Raw genomic sequence first — 15,585 nt, 5'->3', positions numbered from 1 at the left:
CGGCGCAAGAAAATATGTTTCAGTTAAAGCCGGGCGCGTTGGCAATAGTTATTGGCGCTAAAACACCCGCCGGACGGCAGAATATTGGTAAATCGGTTGAGCTATTTTGCCTGTGCCAACCCGGAGATGAATTCATTAATCCAGTAAATGGACACGTCACCTTACTGCCGAAAGAAGCGCCTCGGGCGCTGTGGCTGGTTACGGGCGACGTAGCCTCCGCCGATGGCCAGCACGGTTTTGCCTGGGTGCGGGCAGAACATTTGATGCCGTTGTCCCCGGACAGACAACCAGGCCAGGCGGCGGCACGACAATCACAGCTCTCGTAGCCACTCTGCCAGCACAATGGCATGGTTCTGGCGAGTATCTTTAGCGGCGTATAGCAACGTTAGCGGCTGGTGTCGGGCAATATCCGCCAGACGTTTGCCTTCTTGATGCTGTTGCGCAAGTTCTGCCCGGTATTGCTGCGCGAAGTGGTTAAAATCAATCAGTTCGCTATGAAAGGCTTTGCGCAATTCGGTGGAGGGCGTAATGGCCTTATTCCATTCATCATAGACCAGCGCTGCTTTTTTAATGCCTCGCGGCCATAGCCTGTCAACCAATACCCGATAACCATCGTCTTTTTCCGCCGGGAAATAGACGCGCTTACACTGGATTCGCATTTTTCCCTCCTGTGATGGTGTCGCTTACGGTACTTTTGTCGGATAGCGGTAATGATTTTAATGGATCAGGCCTGATAAACGAAGCGTCATCAGGCATTCAAGTGGGTATCAGGTTTATTTATGACGCTATCTCTCGATCGCGTCCGGCGTAGAGGCCGAAAATCGCCATGATGATAGCCAGAACCGTCACGCCTGACAGCGGTAGATACCAGCTACCGCTGGCATCATGAAGTTTTCCCATGACGGGCGGCCCACATGCCGCCAGTAAATACCCGACCGACTGCGCCATGCCGGAAAGCGCCGCCGCCTGATGCGCCGAACTGGCGCGCAGGCCGATAAACGTCAGGCCGAGGATCATCGTCGCGCCTGAACCGAAGCCGAACAGTAGCGTCCAGATGATCGCCTGGCCCGGCACAAACCAAAGCCCCGCCGCGCCCACTGCGCACAATAGTGAGACCAGCGCGGCAATCCAGCGTTGATCGTTAAAGCGATGCAAAATAAGCGGAATAGCTAACCCAGGCGCCGCGGTCGCCAGTTGCAGCAGGCCATGTAGCGATCCTGCCTGTGCTTCGCTGTAACCGTGGCTGATGAGTATTGTTGGTAACCAGCCGATAATCACATAATAAATCAGTGAGTTAAGTCCCAGAAACAACGTAACTTGCCAGGCTAAAGGCGAACGCCAGATACCGCGTTCATGTAATGCCCGGGAGCTACTCAGGTTAGCTGAGCGGGTAGTGCGCCACTGCGGCAACCAGATAAGAAACGCCAACAGCGGAAACAGCATCAGCATTAACAGCGCGCCGCGCCAGCCAAAACCGTGCAACGCCAGCGGAACCACCAGCGCGGACCCCAACGCGGCGGCGGCGCCCATCGTCAATGAATACGCGCCCGTCAGCCTGGCGACATGTTGTGAAAAATCGCGCTTAATCAATCCTGGTAGCAGCACATTACCCAGCGCTATCCCGCACCCAATAATGGCAGTTCCGGCAAACAACAATGCAGCGGAGGGCAGGGAGCGGAGAGCAATACCCGCGCAAATCAGCAGCATTGCGGCAAACAGACTGCGTTCCATCCCAAACCGGCGGGCAATACCGGCCGCCAGCGGCGAAACCAGTGCAAACGCCAGAAGCGGCAAGGTTGTTAGCAGGCCCGTCTGGGCGGTGGAAAGACCGTAATCCGAACGGATTGTCTCCAGCAACGGCGCAGCGCCGGTAAATGTTACGCGCAGCGTAGTGGCTATCATCAAAATACCGGCAATCAGTAAAGCGCCCTGTTTGCCGCGTGGTGAAAGGGCTGTCGTCATCGTTTTCTCATCTCGTCAGGCGAGGCGATACCTTAACAGTTTTTACTGTTTGGATGAATCAAGCTAAAATGACAATTTATCGCTAAAATCGGACAATATAATGATTGGTCTGAGACTGGACGGTTACGATCCCGACCTTCACCACGATGCCGCTGTGGCCTTTTGTATTCGCGCCAGGGATGATGAACTGTTTAGCCCTCGCCATCAGCATCGCAAGGGACAGTTGATTCTCGCTCTGCACGGCGCGATTACCTGCGAGGTGGAAAATGCGATGTGGATGGTTCCGCCCCAGTATGCCGTCTGGCTCCCCGGCTCGCTGCCGCACAGTAATCATGTGACCGCAGGGGCGGAGCTGTGCTTTTTATTTATTGAACCTGCGGCGGTCGTCATGCCGGAGCGTTGCTGCACGCTGAAAATTTCGCCGTTATGCCGGGAGTTGATTTTGTCGCTGGCGCGCAGAACCGATCCCGAAAGAGCGCAAATGCCAACGCAGCGCCTTATTCAGGTGTTGTTTGATGAACTGCCGCAGCAGCCGCAGGAACAATTGCAATTACCGGTATCGGGGCATCCGAAAATCCGCCAAATGGTTGAGACAATGGCGCAGGAGCCCGCGCGATGGAATACATTAGGGCAGTGGGCCAGCGTATTCGCGATGAGCGAGCGTAACCTTGCCCGGCTGGTCGTCAAAGAGACGGGACTAAGCTTTCGTCGCTGGCGTCATCAGTTGCAATTAATCCTGGCGCTACAAGCGCTGATCGCGGGACGTAATGTACAGCAGACGGCGCAAATGCTGGGTTATGATTCCACCACGGCATTCATTACCATGTTTAAAAAAGGCCTGGGGCAGACGCCAGGCCAGTATCTGACGGGCGAGTTACTGCTTCCCCACAATTAAAGAGACCAGCCCCGCCGCAATCAGTGGGCCGACCGGCACGCCGCGAAACAGCGCGACGCCAAGTACCGTACCGACCAGCAGCCCGGCGACGAGCTGCGGTTGGTTTCCCATCAGCGTAATGCCGCGACCGCCCAGCCAGGAGACGAAAACGCCGACGGCAATCGCGACCAGCGATTTCCAGTTCACAAAAGAGTGGATCAATGTGGAGGGCGGTAGGGTTCCGCTGGCGATGGGAGCCATTACGCCGATGGTCAGAATGATAATCCCGACGGTGAGTCCCTGTTTTTCAATCCAGGGAAAAAAGGTATTCAACGGGGTTACGCGGACAATAATCAGCACCAGAATTGAGACGGCGACAGTGGTGTTGTGGCTGATAAATCCCAGAGCTGCCAGTCCGAGCAGGATCAGCAGAGTGACATCAAACATTATGGTTTCCTTGCCAAAAAGTAAGCCTGACTACTTTACGCCCAAACGGCAAAGCGCACAGGCCTTTTTAACGATTGATGCGGATTTCAGGCAACTGCCTGAAAGACAATCTCTACGTGAAAAACGGCGTTGTCATTAAATTGCCATCAACGCCGCGTATTGCTAACAGGTGAACCGTCATTGTTGTCTTCCTGAGGATACAATTATGTACGATCCACCGTTTCTTGAAGCGCTGATGATTACGGCGTCGTTTTTCGCCATTTTTATCATTATCGTTGTGTCGGTATTGCTCCTTGAAGGGGGAGGGGACTAAGCCGTTGGCGATGACTGAAAGCGGCGGAAGACTGCCAGTTCTGGTCGGGCGATGCGCAGATAGTCCTGTGTATTCATAATGACTGATTTTTCCAGCAGGCCGGCATTAAAGGCAATTTCATCGAAACGCTCAAACAGGAGCGGATCGGCGACCAGTTTCAGATTGGGGTGAAAACTGAAAGGCGGGATCGCGCCAAAAACGCAGCCGGTCAGCATATCGACTTCCGCCGGGCTGGCAAGGGAAGCGCGTAAGCCGCCCAGATGTGAAGCAAGCTGAGAGAGGTCGGCTTGCTGATCGGCCGCCAGAATAGCAAGAACGTGCTGGTTGACGCCGTTGCCTTTGACTTTACAGACCAGCGCTTTTGCGCCCTGGCCCAGCGCAGTACCACGTATTTCAGATACCGCTTCGCATTTCCCTACCGCTTCATGGTTCACCACACGATAGCGCGCGTTCTCCTGGGTTAATAAAGCCACTAAACGTTGGTGTGTAGCGACACCCTTCGCGACTTCAGTCATTTCGGCCATTTCTCACTCCTGGTGCAATATGAACATTTACTGCGAAGCACTATGATGAACGATGTTGTTTTTGTTGTTTGTTCAGATAGAGCTGCGCATCGGAAGCCTGGTAGGCATCATTAATCGTATCATTGGGCTGCATATTATAAATCCCGGCAGAAAAATGGACTGTCTTATCCGGTGCGATAATTTGCAGGTTACGAATAATACGCTCCGGCAGATGGATAGCCAAATCCGCCGCGTAATCAACAAGAATAATACAGAACTCATCGCCGCCGAGGCGAATGGCGTAATCGCTTTTACGAATCGATGTTTTAATCGCTTTCGCCAACAGGGTTATAATTCGGTCGCCTTCCTGGTGCCCCTGGGTATCGTTGATCAGTTTTAACCTATCGCAATCAATAGCGACAAATGTCACCGGCGTCCCGGTATTGACCAGGCGTTGCAGTCGCTGTTCCAGCACCGGTGTTAATATTTTACGGTTGTAAAGCCCGGTCATGGCATCGCTAATATTTTCGCGTGTGACGTTGCGATAAAGCCGAAAGTGCATCCGTACCATATTAAGCAGGAGCGCCGTTGCCAGTAAGTAAAAGGCCAGCGCTTTCCAGGACGAGACAAGGAAATAGGTTAAATCAAGGGACAACGAAACGCGCAGCCCACCAGGGATATCATGGCTATAATTCACATATTGAAACAGATTATTTTTGCTTTGATTAATAATAATTTCTTTTCCGGAGTCCATATCCTTTAGTGTTACGTTAAGATAACGCCAAACCAGCGGACGGTCCTGGGTATAAAAAATATTTTTTAAATTATCCTGGTTAACATCCACCATCACGATGCCTTTTAACGATCCCGCCAGATAGACTGGCGTTAAAAAACTCATGACGTTTTCCTGAGTAATATCATCCATGTAGATACTTGAAATAACCGTACGGCCGGTAAAAAGTTTATCTATATCTTTTCTGTTAATACCCATTGTGCCTTTTTGTAAAAAAGTCCAACGATGCATGGCGAAGCGCCGTGAGTTGATTAAATCATAGAAATAGACATAATGTTTATTTAAATCAACGTAATAACGGAATTTAAGCTCCAGTGTGCCCAGCCCGTGACTATGGTCGTCCTGCGAACGGTTGATGCTTACCGCCTGATCAAATGCAGGCAGTAAAAGGGCGTCATCAAGATTATCGGTACACTGTGTAGCGGCGGTTTGCAGAGTACCATGTAGCGCCGGATAATTATGCCGGGTCAGGTTGACACCGTGCGTACCGTTAATAGCTTCAAAGGCGTCGCAAAACGCGCGGTGTTTTTCTGCGGTGACGGGGTCTCCCGGCGCTTCAAAAGTTCGCATCAAATGTGCGGCGATGCTCTGATTCTGGTACTTATCGTACAAAAACGACGAATCGGCTCTCTCCATGATATAACGCATATAGGCATTCATTGCCCTGTCGCTGGCAATAAGTTCGTAAATCAGGAAGGACGATGTCAAAACGATGACGCTTGCCGAGATAAAGTGCCTGAGCGCTTTATGATGCAAATTCATGATGAACTACAGCCCTGAAAGTCGGATGCGTTAGTTTACCATAGCGATGAGAATTCCTCTAATAGACTGTTTAAAAATAAAACGTGTTGATGTTATGGAATAAAAATCATTCTCGATTTAATAAATTCAATAATATATGGTGTTGATATTTTCAGTCGTGACTATTGTCGCAAAAAGTAAATTGTTAATTAACGGCATCGATTTAACACTAACGAAAATAAAATAGCCTTTATTATTACGCGAAAGGAGTGTGAAGTGGTAAGGATAATAATGTACTTCCGTTCGGAGGCACTATGAAACGATTTAAAGAAATGGCAACAATTTTTCTTTTTGCATTGCTGGCTGCGGGGTTCACGTCGTCTGCTATGGCAGCGTCGGGTAGTGATAGTCCGTGGGATTTTGATTTTTCGGGTCCATGGCTTTTTTGCAAACTACAACCCCCTGATTCTCTGCAATTACCGCCACCTCCTGGTGAGTATTGCTGGCATTAATAAATCCATAGTATTTCAGTGATAAGTCGGCGCATGTAAGGTTAATCCAGTCAGGAGATATACAGGTTTACGGCTATTATAGTGGTAGTATGTATAATTGCCTTGTTAGTGATAAATCAGCCCGTGACTCATTACGGGCTGATTTATGGTTATGCACTTTGATTGGCGCTCTGTTTCTGAAACAATTCGCGGAATACCGGATAAATATCCTCCTGATCGCGAATATGCTGCATGGCGAAGTTATCGAACGTCGCCTGCAGATGTTCATACTCGCGCCATAAGGTCTGGTGGGCGCGGCGGGTAATCTCGATATAGCTGTAATAGCGCACTACCGGCAGCAGCTTTTTCGCCAGAATCTCATGACACAGCGGTGAATCGTCGGCCCAGTTATCACCGTCTGACGCTTGCGCCGCATAGATGTTCCACTGACCGGGGTCGTAGCGCTCTTTAACCACTTCGTCCATGAGTTTAAGCGCGCTGGAGACAATCGTCCCGCCGGTCTCTTGCGAATAAAAGAACTCATGTTCGTCCACTTCCTTCGCCTGGGTATGGTGGCGGATATAAACCACTTCGACGTTCTTATACGTTCGGCTCAAAAACAGATAGAGCAGAATGTAAAAACGCTTGGCCATATCTTTGGTTGCCTGGTCCATCGAACCCGAGACGTCCATCAGACAGAACATCACCGCCTGGCTGGAGGGCTCAGGCCGTTTTTCATAATTTTTATAGCGTAAATCAAAGGTGTCGATAAACGGCACTCGCTCGATTTTAGCCCGTAGTTCGGCAATCTCCCGACGTAACCGCTCCTCTTCAAGCAGTTGCGCTGGTTCGCTGTGGCTGATGGTCTCCAGTTCCGTTTCCAGCGCGTGCAGTTCGCGGCGTTTTCCTGCCGTCATTGCTGTACGGCGCGCCAGAGAGTTTTGTAGCGAACGTACCACGCTGATATTGGCCGGTACGCCGTTTGAGGTGAAACCGGCGCGGTGAGTTTTATACTCGTTAAGCTGGCGATGCTGGTTTTTCTTCAGATTAGGCAGCGCTAAATCTTCAAAGAGCAGATCCAGATACTCATCTTTTGAAATCTGAAAAACAAACTCATCCTGGCCTTCGCCGTCCTGGCTGGCCTGACCTTGACCGCTGCCGGAACCGCCGCCGCCACCGCCTTGCGGACGCTCAATGCGATCATTCTGGATAAAGTGATCGTTACCCGGATGGACGCGATGGCGCAGACCGCCGCGCCCCTGATGAAACATCGGTTCGCTAATATCATCGGTTGGAATAGAGACGGACTCTCCGCTGTCGACATCGGTCACAGAGCGTTTATTAATCGCTTCGGAAATCGACTGCTTAATTTGTGCTTTATAACGACGCAAAAAGCGCTGGCGATTCACCGTGCTTTTATTTTTGCCGTTAAGACGTCGGTCTATGAACCAGGTCATATGCCCCCCGTACTGCCAACTGAGCGCCTGTTCTGTCAGTGCCGGATAGCGCTAACGCTTAGCCAGTCTACAGAACATTACTTTGTAGGCCCGGTAAGCGCAAGCGCCACCGGGCATTAACATCACGACGATTTACGCACGCGCAGGTACCACTCGCACAGCAAACGAACCTGTTTACGGGTATACCCTTTTTCCATCATCCGATCGACAAAGTCGTCATGCTTTTTCTGCTCGTCAGTCGACGTTTTGGCGTTAAAAGAAATGACCGGCAACAGCTCTTCAGTATTGGAGAACATTTTTTTCTCAATCACCGTGCGCAGCTTCTCGTAACTGGTCCAGTTTGGATTACGGCCGCTATTGTTGGCTCTGGCGCGCAGGACAAAGTTTACTATCTCATTACGGAAATCTTTCGGGTTACTGATACCCGCTGGTTTTTCAATTTTTTCCAGTTCGGCGTTCAGCGACTCGCGATCGAACAGTTGACCGGTATCCGGGTCGCGATACTCCTGATCCTGAATCCAGAAATCCGCATAAGTCACGTAACGATCAAAAATGTTCTGCCCGTACTCAGAGTAAGATTCGAGATAGGCCGTCTGGATCTCCTTGCCGATAAATTCGGCGTATTTCGGGATCAGGTAGCCTTTCAGGAACTCCAGATAACGCTCAGCCTGCTCCTGCGGGAACTGCTCGCGCTCGATTTGTTGTTCCAGAACGTAGAACAGATGTACCGGGTTTGCCGCCACTTCCGCATGGTCGAAGTTGAATACGCGGGAGAGGATCTTAAAGGCGAATCGGGTGGAGAGACCGTTCATCCCTTCATCCACGCCCGCATAGTCGCGATACTCCTGGTACGATTTGGCTTTAGGGTCGGTATCTTTCAGGCTTTCACCGTCATAAACGCGCATTTTCGAGTAAATACTGGAATTTTCCGGCTCTTTCAGGCGGGAAAGAATCGAGAAACGCGAAAGCGTTTCCAACGTGCCCGGCGCGCAGGGCGCATGAGCCAGCTCGCTATGATTAAGCAGTTTCTCGTAGATTTTGATCTCTTCGGAGATTCGCAGGCAATAAGGCACCTTCACAATATAGACACGGTCGAGGAACGCTTCGTTATTTTTATTGTTACGGAAAGTCACCCATTCAGATTCGTTTGAGTGGGCAAGTATGATGCCATTAAAGGGCAGGGCGGAAATACCTTCCGTACCATTGTAGTTACCTTCCTGGGTTGCGGTCAGCAAGGGGTGCAGCACCTTAATAGGCGCTTTAAACATCTCGACGAACTCCATGATCCCCTGGTTAGCGCGGCACAGCGCGCCAGAGTAACCATACGCATCCGGATCGTTCTGGGCGTGATGTTCGAGTTTACGAATATCCACCTTGCCGACCAGCGCCGAAATATCCTGGTTGTTTTCATCGCCGGGTTCCGTTTTGGCGATGGCAATCTGCTCCAGAATGGAGGGCCAGACTTTCACCACGCGGAATTTAGTAATATCGCCACCAAACTCATGCAGGCGTTTGGCCGCCCACGGGGACATAATCGTACCGAGATAGCGGCGCGGAATACCGTACTCTTTTTCCAGAATCTGCGCGTCTTCCTGCGGATTAAACAGGCATAACGGATGATCGTTGACCGGACTACGCTCGCCGTTGGCGCTTAAAACATAAATTGGCACGCGCTGCATTAGCGATTTCAGCCGTTCAGCGAGCGATGATTTGCCCCCCCCCACAGGTCCCAGCAAATAGAGAATTTGCTTCTTCTCTTCCAGCCCTTGCGCCGCATGTTTTAGATAAGAGACAATCTGTTCAATCGCGTCTTCCATGCCGTAAAACTCTTCAAACGCAGGATAGCGAGCAATAACCCGGTTGGAGAAGAGTCGGGAAAGTCGGGGTTCCTGGGCAGTGTCGACCATATTAGGCTCGCCGATAGCCATTAATAGCCGCTCTGCCGCGTTGGCATAAGCACTGCGATCTTGCCGACAAATGGTAAGAAAATCCTGCAGTGTGAACTCTTCGTCCTTGGCAGCTTCGTAACGCTGGCGATAGTGATCGAATATATTCATGATATGCCATCCTTTCGTTTTTTCGCACATGTTAAGAGCCGTTCATATGAATAGTAGAGGCTCCCGGAAGAGGTAGACTGAACGCCGTCTCTGCTAAGGAAAAAAAAAGCAACTCTCATGCCATTTTATTGGTCAGAAGATTAACGTGTCCGGTGATACACCTTCTTAACATTAAGCGTAGATGGCATTTGCAAAACTTGCCTGTACGCGTCAGTGGATTTCGATGACATATCAATAACTCATCAGGTAGAAAAGGCTGGTGGATATCAGAAAAAGCGTTCCCGGTCACATAACGATCATCAGCCGATCATCTGAAAATAATCGGTTGTGGTGATATTAAACGGTTACATTGTGTAAAATAGTTGGGCTTACAGGTATTGGCGGTTACACTTTTGCCGCAGAACATTTGAATAAGGAATTATGGATTGTGACCAAACTTAAACTTCTGGCTCTTGGCGTGTTTATTGCAACATCCGCCAGCGTCGCGCACGCTGAAAGCAACCTGACGTTGGGCGCAGGCGTTGGTGTGGTTGAACACCCTTATAAAGATTACGATAGCGATGTTTATCCGATACCGGTCATCGCTTATGAAAGCGAAAACTTCTGGTTCCGTGGTCTGGGCGGCGGGTACTACTTGTGGAATGACAATGCCGATAAGTTGTCAATCATGGCATACTGGTCCCCGATGTACTTCAAACCGGGCGACAGCGATGACCATCAGTTGCGTCGTCTGGACAGGCGTAAAAGTACTATGATGGCGGGCGTTTCTTACGCGCATCACACCCAATATGGATTCCTGCGTACCTCACTGGCAGGGGATACGTTGGATAACAGTAACGGTATTGTCTGGGATCTGGCCTGGCTGTATCGGTATACCAATGGCGGGCTGACCTTAACGCCAGGTATCGGGGTTGAATGGAATAGCGAGAACCAGAACGATTACTATTACGGCGTATCACGTAAAGAATCTTCGCGTAGCGGCCTGCGCGGCTATAACCCGAACGATAGCTGGAACCCGTATCTTGAACTTAGCGCTAACTATAATTTCGCCGGTAACTGGAGCGTATATGGTACTGCGCGCTACACCCGCCTGTCGGATGAAATTACCGACAGCCCGATGGTGGATAAATCCTGGACCGGTATCCTTTCTACTGGCGTGACCTATAGATTCTGATTGATTGAATTTGCCGGAAAAACCACGACAAAGCCTGCGTTATGCGGGCTTTGTGCTGTCTGAAACGCGAACATGACGGCTTGCATAAATGCGCTGTTGACCGGGTATGGCGCAGCCTTATGTGATTTATACTTTGTTACATCAATTTAAAAAACTAGCCTTTTATATGAAAAATCCAGGTGATTACAACTGCGCTAACAATTAGCGTAATAATTGTTGCAATGCTGGCTGATATCGCCCTGTCACGTCCCGCTTATGCTATACCCATTCTTCACAGCGAGTAAGACGAATGAGCATAGTATTCAATACCGTAGCCAAGCCCAGCGGCAGTCTGTGTAACTTATCCTGCAAGTACTGTTTCTATCTTGATAAACCCCGGGGGCAGCGCGTCATGTCTGACGATGTGCTGGAGACGTATATCCGCCGGGTAATTGATGATACGCCATCCTCAGAGGTCTCGTTTTGCTGGCAGGGGGGAGAGCCGACGCTATGCGGTCTTTCTTTTTACCAAAAAGTGGTGCGCTTGCAGCAACGCTATGCCAACGGCAAAACTATCTACAACAGTCTGCAAACCAATGGCGTATTAATCAATGAAGAGTGGGCGGCTTTCTTTGCGCAGCACCAGTTCCTGATTGGTATATCGATTGATGGGCCGCAAGTCGTTCATGATAATTACCGGAAAACGCCGTCAGGGCGGGCGTCTTTTTCCCGAGTCGTTAATGCTATCCGCCTTCTGCAGGCAAATGATGTCGAGTTCAACACGCTCACTGTCGTGAATGATGCGTCATGCTGTCATGGCAACGCTATTTATCATTTTTTGACGCAGGAACTGGAAAGTAAACACCTGCAATTTATTCCCATTGTTGAGCCGCTCGCGCAAAAAGCGCAGCGTTCTTTGACGTTATCTGACAATGAGGATTCGCCTTCGCTGATGCCCTTTTCCGTCACGCCTGAAGGGTGGGGCGCCTTTATGTGCGATGTTTTTGATCAATGGATACGTCACGATGTCGGACGCATATTCGTACAGCTTTTTGATAACTTACTTGGCGTCTGGATGGGGGAGCCCGCCACGCTTTGTACGATGCAGTCGACCTGCGGACAAAGTTTGCTGGTGGAGCAGAATGGCGACGTGTTTAGCTGCGACCATTTTGTTTTTCCCGCCTATAAACTGGGCAATCTGCAGCAACACTCTTTAGAAGAAATGGCGGCCTCTCCTTTTCAGCAGCAGTTTGGCGCGGCTAAAGCAAACCTTTCCTCACGCTGCCAGAACTGTACGTGGCGCTTTGCCTGTCACGGCGGTTGTCCGAAACATCGAATTTGTATGGACGGCGGCGAACGGCAAAATTATCTCTGTAAAGGATATCTGGAGTTCTTTCAACATGTGACGCCCTATATGAATGTGATGCGTCAATTATTACTGAATCAGCGACCCGCCGCGCATATTACCCGCATCGTCGACATGATTGCGGATGACGTTCGTCAGTGACAAGAAAATCGCCCCCTTGCGCGGTATGATGCCGGACATTACCGTAGGGTCTAAGAGTCCTGTATTGTTTTACCGTCGAGTGACATTGAAAAGGAAATGAAATCAGTGAAAAACGTAACGTTTTGCGGGCAGGTGACGCTTCCTGCCATCGGACAGGGAACATGGTATATGGGCGAGCGCGCGGATCAACGTCAGCGCGAGGTTTCGGCGTTGCGCGCGGGGCTGGATTTGGGGTTACGCCTTATTGATACAGCGGAAATGTATGCCGACGGCGGGGCGGAAAAGGTCGTGGGCGAGGCGTTAGCAGGGCGACGCGATGAGGCATTTCTGGTGTCAAAAGTGTACCCGTGGAACGCTGGCGGCCAGAAGATAGTTGCCGCCTGTGAAGAAAGCCTGCGTCGTCTGAAAACAGATTATCTCGATCTCTATCTATTGCACTGGGCCGGAAGCTTTTCATTCGAAGAGACCGTTGAAGGTATGGAGCGGCTAATCGCGCAGGGGAAAATTCGCCGTTGGGGAGTCTCTAATCTTGATTATGACGATATGCAGGCGCTGTGGCGCATCCCTGGGGGACAGCAATGCGCGACAAATCAGGTGCTCTATCATCTGGCGTCACGTGGTATTGAGTATGATTTATTGCCGTGGTGTCAACAACAGCGAATGCCAGTGATGGCCTATAGCCCGCTGGCGCAGGCTGGCCGGTTACGTAGCGGTTTACTGAATCATCCGGTGGTGAATGAAATTGCGCAAGCGCATAACGCTACGGCGGCGCAAATCTTACTGACGTGGGTGATTGCGCATCCGGGCGTGATGGCGATCCCGAAAGCCGGAAGTACAGAACACGTGAAGCAAAATGCGGCGGCGCTTGAGATCGCCTTGTCAGCAAACGAACTTGCCTTACTGGACAACGCCTGGCCTGCGCCAAAAGGGAAAACCGCGTTGGATATGGTGTGACGCCGGATAAAATGTGTAAGCGCCGCCATCCGGCAGGTCATGCCTGATGGCGGCTGACGCCTTTCAGATCCTATAGTAACGCCGTTATCCATTCACTTTTAGCGTTTAGCGACGCAGATAGTCTGCGCCAGACGAGAGGGTTTTTCTTCTGTGGCTTGTTGCGGCGCAGTAGCGTAAACCGTTTCAACGCAGACAAACGTTTTATAGCCGTCATCCGGCATGTCGCCCATGCTGACGGACAACGCCGGGCCAGGGTTCCAGCCTACGACGTTAAGGTGATGGTGGTGGACCACATCAATCGTGCGGTTTAATGTCGCATCGTGGATCACGCTACATGCTTCAGGATTGAGGTAAACGCGATCGGTACGGTCCGGAAAGGTTTGTATACCGTCGGTCAGGACACCTTCTTTAGCGTCGTTAACTTTATCAATAAACCGATCGCCGAGTCCGCTGACCTTAACGTTGGCGATGTCGCCAACGTTAAAATAGCTGTGGAGCGCGGATGTGGTTGCAAATTCGCCATGCGCTTCCAGTTCAATTTCACAGGTTTTACCCACTTTAAAACGTGCCAGCAGCGTGAAATCGTGCGGCCAGTATTTCCGGGTGGCCTCACTGCTTTGCAGCTCAAATGTCAGCATTACGCCATTATCATCTTCATTATGCGCTTTTAGCGCCCACGGAAGATTACGCGCAAAGCCGTGTGACGGCAGACCCTGTTGAGCCGCAGGTCCAAACCAGGGCCAGCAGATCGGTACACCGCCGCGTAGCGCCACGCCGGTTTTGAAAGGCGTATTATTACTGAGCCACAATACCTCTTCCTCGCCAACGGGTTTCCAGGAGAGAAGGTGCGCGCCCTGTAATGCAAAAGAGGCTTTAACCTGCGGATGGTCAACGACGATCAGATCCAGGTCATCAAGCTGACGACGGGAAAGGACAGGGGTAAGCTGTTCGATAACCGGGAGGGCAAAAATTTTATTAATCATTACGCAATCCTCTTAACCCTAAATAATTCGAGTTGCATGACAAGGCGCTTGTGCCTTGACCAGTGCTTGCGCTGGCCCGTAGAGGCGAGGCCGCAGGCCGAGTAACGCGGCAAGTGAACGACAAATTCATCGGGAACGAATTTGAACAACCGTAGGTAATCTCCGGCCAGGGACATGGACATCCCTGATTCATCCCGATAAGTTCGACTTCCGTCAGTGATTCGGGTGAGAAAGCATAGCCAACACACCTGCAACTTGAAGTATGACGGGTATATCTTTAAGCAAAAAAAAGAGCGACCTGAGTCGCTCTTACCAATGACTGTGTCATCTCAACTTATTTGGAGATGTGAGCAATCAGGTCCAGTACTTTGTTGGAGTAACCGGTTTCGTTATCGTACCAGGAGACCAGTTTCACGAAGTTGTCGTTCAGCGCGATGCCTGCTTTAGCATCGAACACGGAAGTGCATACTTCACCGTTGAAATCGGTAGATACAACGTCGTCTTCGGTGTAACCCAGCACGCCTTTCATTTCGCCTTCGGCAGCAGCTTTAACAGCAGCTTTGATCTGCTCGTAGGTAGCCGCTTTTTCCAGACGAACGGTCAGGTCAACAACGGATACGTTCGGAGTAGGAACGCGGAACGCCATACCAGTCAGTTTGCCATTCAGTTCCGGCAGTACTTTACCTACCGCTTTAGCAGCGCCAGTAGAGGACGGGATGATGTTCTGAGATGCGCCGCGGCCGCCGCGCCAGTCTTTGTGAGACGGGCCGTCAACGGTTTTCTGGGTTGCGGTAGTCGCGTGAACAGTAGTCATCAGACCTTCGATGATGCCGAAGTTGTCGTTGATAACTTTAGCCAGCGGCGCCAGGCAGTTGGTGGTGCAGGAAGCGTTGGAAACGATGTCCTGGCCTTCGTATTTGTCAAAGTTAGCGCCTTTAACAAACATTGGGGTGTTGTCTTTAGACGGACCCGTCAGAACCACTTTTTTCGCGCCAGCGGTGATGTGTTTACGCGCGGTTTCGTCAGTCAGGAAGATACCGGTAGCTTCAGCCACTACGTCAACACCAACTTCGTCCCATTTCAGGTTAGCCGGATCGCGTTCAGCGGTAACACGGATTTTTTTACCGTTAACGATCAGATGACCGTCTTTCACTTCAACAGTACCGTCGAAACGGCCGTGAGTGGAGTCATATTTCAGCATGTATGCCATGTACTCTGCGTCTAACAGGTCGTTGATTGCAACGATCTCGATGTCAGAACGTTTCTGAGCAGCACGGAAAACAATGCGACCGATACGGCCAAAACCGTTGATACCTACTTTGATAGTCATATATTCCACCAGCTATTTGT

At 50.7% G+C, this 15,585-nt stretch carries 16 protein-coding genes; 7 read left to right on the top strand and 9 right to left on the bottom strand.

The features are described 5' to 3' along the window. Nucleotides 1-14 precede the first annotated feature (14 nt). Entirely contained in the window at nucleotides 15-326 is a 312-nt protein-coding gene (locus tag QEN31_RS13195) for a hypothetical protein (RefSeq protein ID WP_000487126.1), read from the top strand. Here the strand turns inward: QEN31_RS13195 and QEN31_RS13190 are convergent. Together QEN31_RS13190 and QEN31_RS13185 are read right to left on the bottom strand one after the other, a co-directional pair. Then, the gene (locus QEN31_RS13190; RefSeq protein ID WP_001222527.1) at nucleotides 312-659 is read right to left on the bottom strand and encodes a DUF488 domain-containing protein; all 348 of its coding nucleotides are present in this window, start codon (nucleotides 657-659) and stop codon (nucleotides 312-314) included. The two genes, QEN31_RS13195 and QEN31_RS13190, sit on opposite strands and share 15 nt — an antisense overlap. 118 nt (nucleotides 660-777) lie before the next feature. Further along, nucleotides 778-1,962 (bottom strand): CynX/NimT family MFS transporter, encoded by a 1,185-nt coding sequence (locus QEN31_RS13185; RefSeq protein WP_000205341.1) that lies wholly within the window; start codon nucleotides 1,960-1,962, stop codon nucleotides 778-780. A gap of 100 nt (nucleotides 1,963-2,062) precedes the next feature. Here QEN31_RS13185 and QEN31_RS13180 point away from each other — a divergent pair, with 100 nt between their 5' ends. Further along, complete coding sequence (locus QEN31_RS13180; RefSeq protein WP_000579793.1) at nucleotides 2,063-2,857, top strand: AraC family transcriptional regulator; 795 nt, start codon at nucleotides 2,063-2,065, stop codon at nucleotides 2,855-2,857. On the opposite strand, the gene QEN31_RS13175 is transcribed toward QEN31_RS13180, so the two are convergent. Then, a complete protein-coding gene (locus tag QEN31_RS13175) occupies nucleotides 2,837-3,283 on the bottom strand; it encodes a DUF441 domain-containing protein (RefSeq protein ID WP_000460698.1) in 447 nt (148 codons plus the stop codon). The genes QEN31_RS13180 and QEN31_RS13175 overlap by 21 nt on opposite strands. A 205-nt stretch (nucleotides 3,284-3,488) precedes the next feature. Here QEN31_RS13175 and yoaI point away from each other — a divergent pair, with 205 nt between their 5' ends. After that, on the top strand, nucleotides 3,489-3,596 hold the full coding sequence (gene yoaI / locus QEN31_RS13170; RefSeq protein ID WP_000272241.1) for a small membrane protein YoaI: 108 nt from the start codon (nucleotides 3,489-3,491) through the stop codon (nucleotides 3,594-3,596). Here the strand turns inward: yoaI and QEN31_RS13165 are convergent. Both QEN31_RS13165 and dgcJ read right to left on the bottom strand, forming a co-directional pair. Beyond that, on the bottom strand, nucleotides 3,593-4,111 hold the full coding sequence (locus QEN31_RS13165; RefSeq protein WP_010989016.1) for a YbaK/prolyl-tRNA synthetase associated domain-containing protein: 519 nt from the start codon (nucleotides 4,109-4,111) through the stop codon (nucleotides 3,593-3,595). The genes yoaI and QEN31_RS13165 overlap by 4 nt on opposite strands. Nucleotides 4,112-4,160: 49 nt before the next feature. After that, a complete protein-coding gene (gene dgcJ / locus QEN31_RS13160) occupies nucleotides 4,161-5,654 on the bottom strand; it encodes a diguanylate cyclase DgcJ (RefSeq protein ID WP_001048646.1) in 1,494 nt (497 codons plus the stop codon). Between the two features lie 293 nt (nucleotides 5,655-5,947). On the opposite strand from dgcJ, the gene QEN31_RS13155 reads away from it, so the two are divergent. Next, complete coding sequence (locus tag QEN31_RS13155) at nucleotides 5,948-6,145, top strand: hypothetical protein (RefSeq protein ID WP_012218875.1); 198 nt, start codon at nucleotides 5,948-5,950, stop codon at nucleotides 6,143-6,145. 149 nt (nucleotides 6,146-6,294) lie between these two features. Here QEN31_RS13155 and QEN31_RS13150 read toward each other — a convergent pair whose 3' ends face one another. After that, a complete protein-coding gene (locus QEN31_RS13150; RefSeq protein WP_000219714.1) occupies nucleotides 6,295-7,581 on the bottom strand; it encodes a YeaH/YhbH family protein in 1,287 nt (428 codons plus the stop codon). A 122-nt stretch (nucleotides 7,582-7,703) separates the two neighbouring features. Further along, a complete protein-coding gene (gene yeaG, locus QEN31_RS13145) occupies nucleotides 7,704-9,638 on the bottom strand; it encodes a protein kinase YeaG (RefSeq protein ID WP_001518010.1) in 1,935 nt (644 codons plus the stop codon). A gap of 427 nt (nucleotides 9,639-10,065) precedes the next feature. On the opposite strand from yeaG, the gene QEN31_RS13140 reads away from it, so the two are divergent. The 3 genes from QEN31_RS13140 to QEN31_RS13130 all read left to right on the top strand — a co-directional run bounded on the left by QEN31_RS13140 (nucleotide 10,066) and on the right by QEN31_RS13130 (nucleotide 13,252). Next, nucleotides 10,066-10,812, top strand: a complete 747-nt coding sequence (locus tag QEN31_RS13140) for a MipA/OmpV family protein (protein WP_000163762.1) — start codon at nucleotides 10,066-10,068, stop codon at nucleotides 10,810-10,812. Between the two features lie 289 nt (nucleotides 10,813-11,101). Continuing rightward, nucleotides 11,102-12,298, top strand: coding sequence for an anaerobic sulfatase maturase (locus tag QEN31_RS13135; RefSeq protein ID WP_000029246.1), 1,197 nt, complete (start codon nucleotides 11,102-11,104; stop codon nucleotides 12,296-12,298). A gap of 96 nt (nucleotides 12,299-12,394) precedes the next feature. Further along, complete coding sequence (locus QEN31_RS13130) at nucleotides 12,395-13,252, top strand: aldo/keto reductase (RefSeq protein WP_000843751.1); 858 nt, start codon at nucleotides 12,395-12,397, stop codon at nucleotides 13,250-13,252. A gap of 98 nt (nucleotides 13,253-13,350) precedes the next feature. Here the strand turns inward: QEN31_RS13130 and QEN31_RS13125 are convergent, their stop codons facing one another. Both QEN31_RS13125 and gapA read right to left on the bottom strand, forming a co-directional pair. After that, nucleotides 13,351-14,235 (bottom strand): D-hexose-6-phosphate mutarotase, encoded by an 885-nt coding sequence (locus QEN31_RS13125; protein ID WP_000608662.1) that lies wholly within the window; start codon nucleotides 14,233-14,235, stop codon nucleotides 13,351-13,353. 334 nt (nucleotides 14,236-14,569) lie between these two features. Next, nucleotides 14,570-15,565: a glyceraldehyde-3-phosphate dehydrogenase gene (gapA, locus tag QEN31_RS13120; protein WP_000153505.1), complete on the bottom strand. Its 996-nt coding sequence runs from the start codon at nucleotides 15,563-15,565 to the stop codon at nucleotides 14,570-14,572. Nucleotides 15,566-15,585 lie beyond the last annotated feature (20 nt).

Source organism: Salmonella sp. SA15303 (assembly GCF_029962125.1).
GTDB lineage: Bacteria > Pseudomonadota > Gammaproteobacteria > Enterobacterales > Enterobacteriaceae > Salmonella > Salmonella enterica.
Note: the sequence above shows the minus strand (reverse complement) of the source record. Positions and strands in the feature narration are given on the sequence as shown.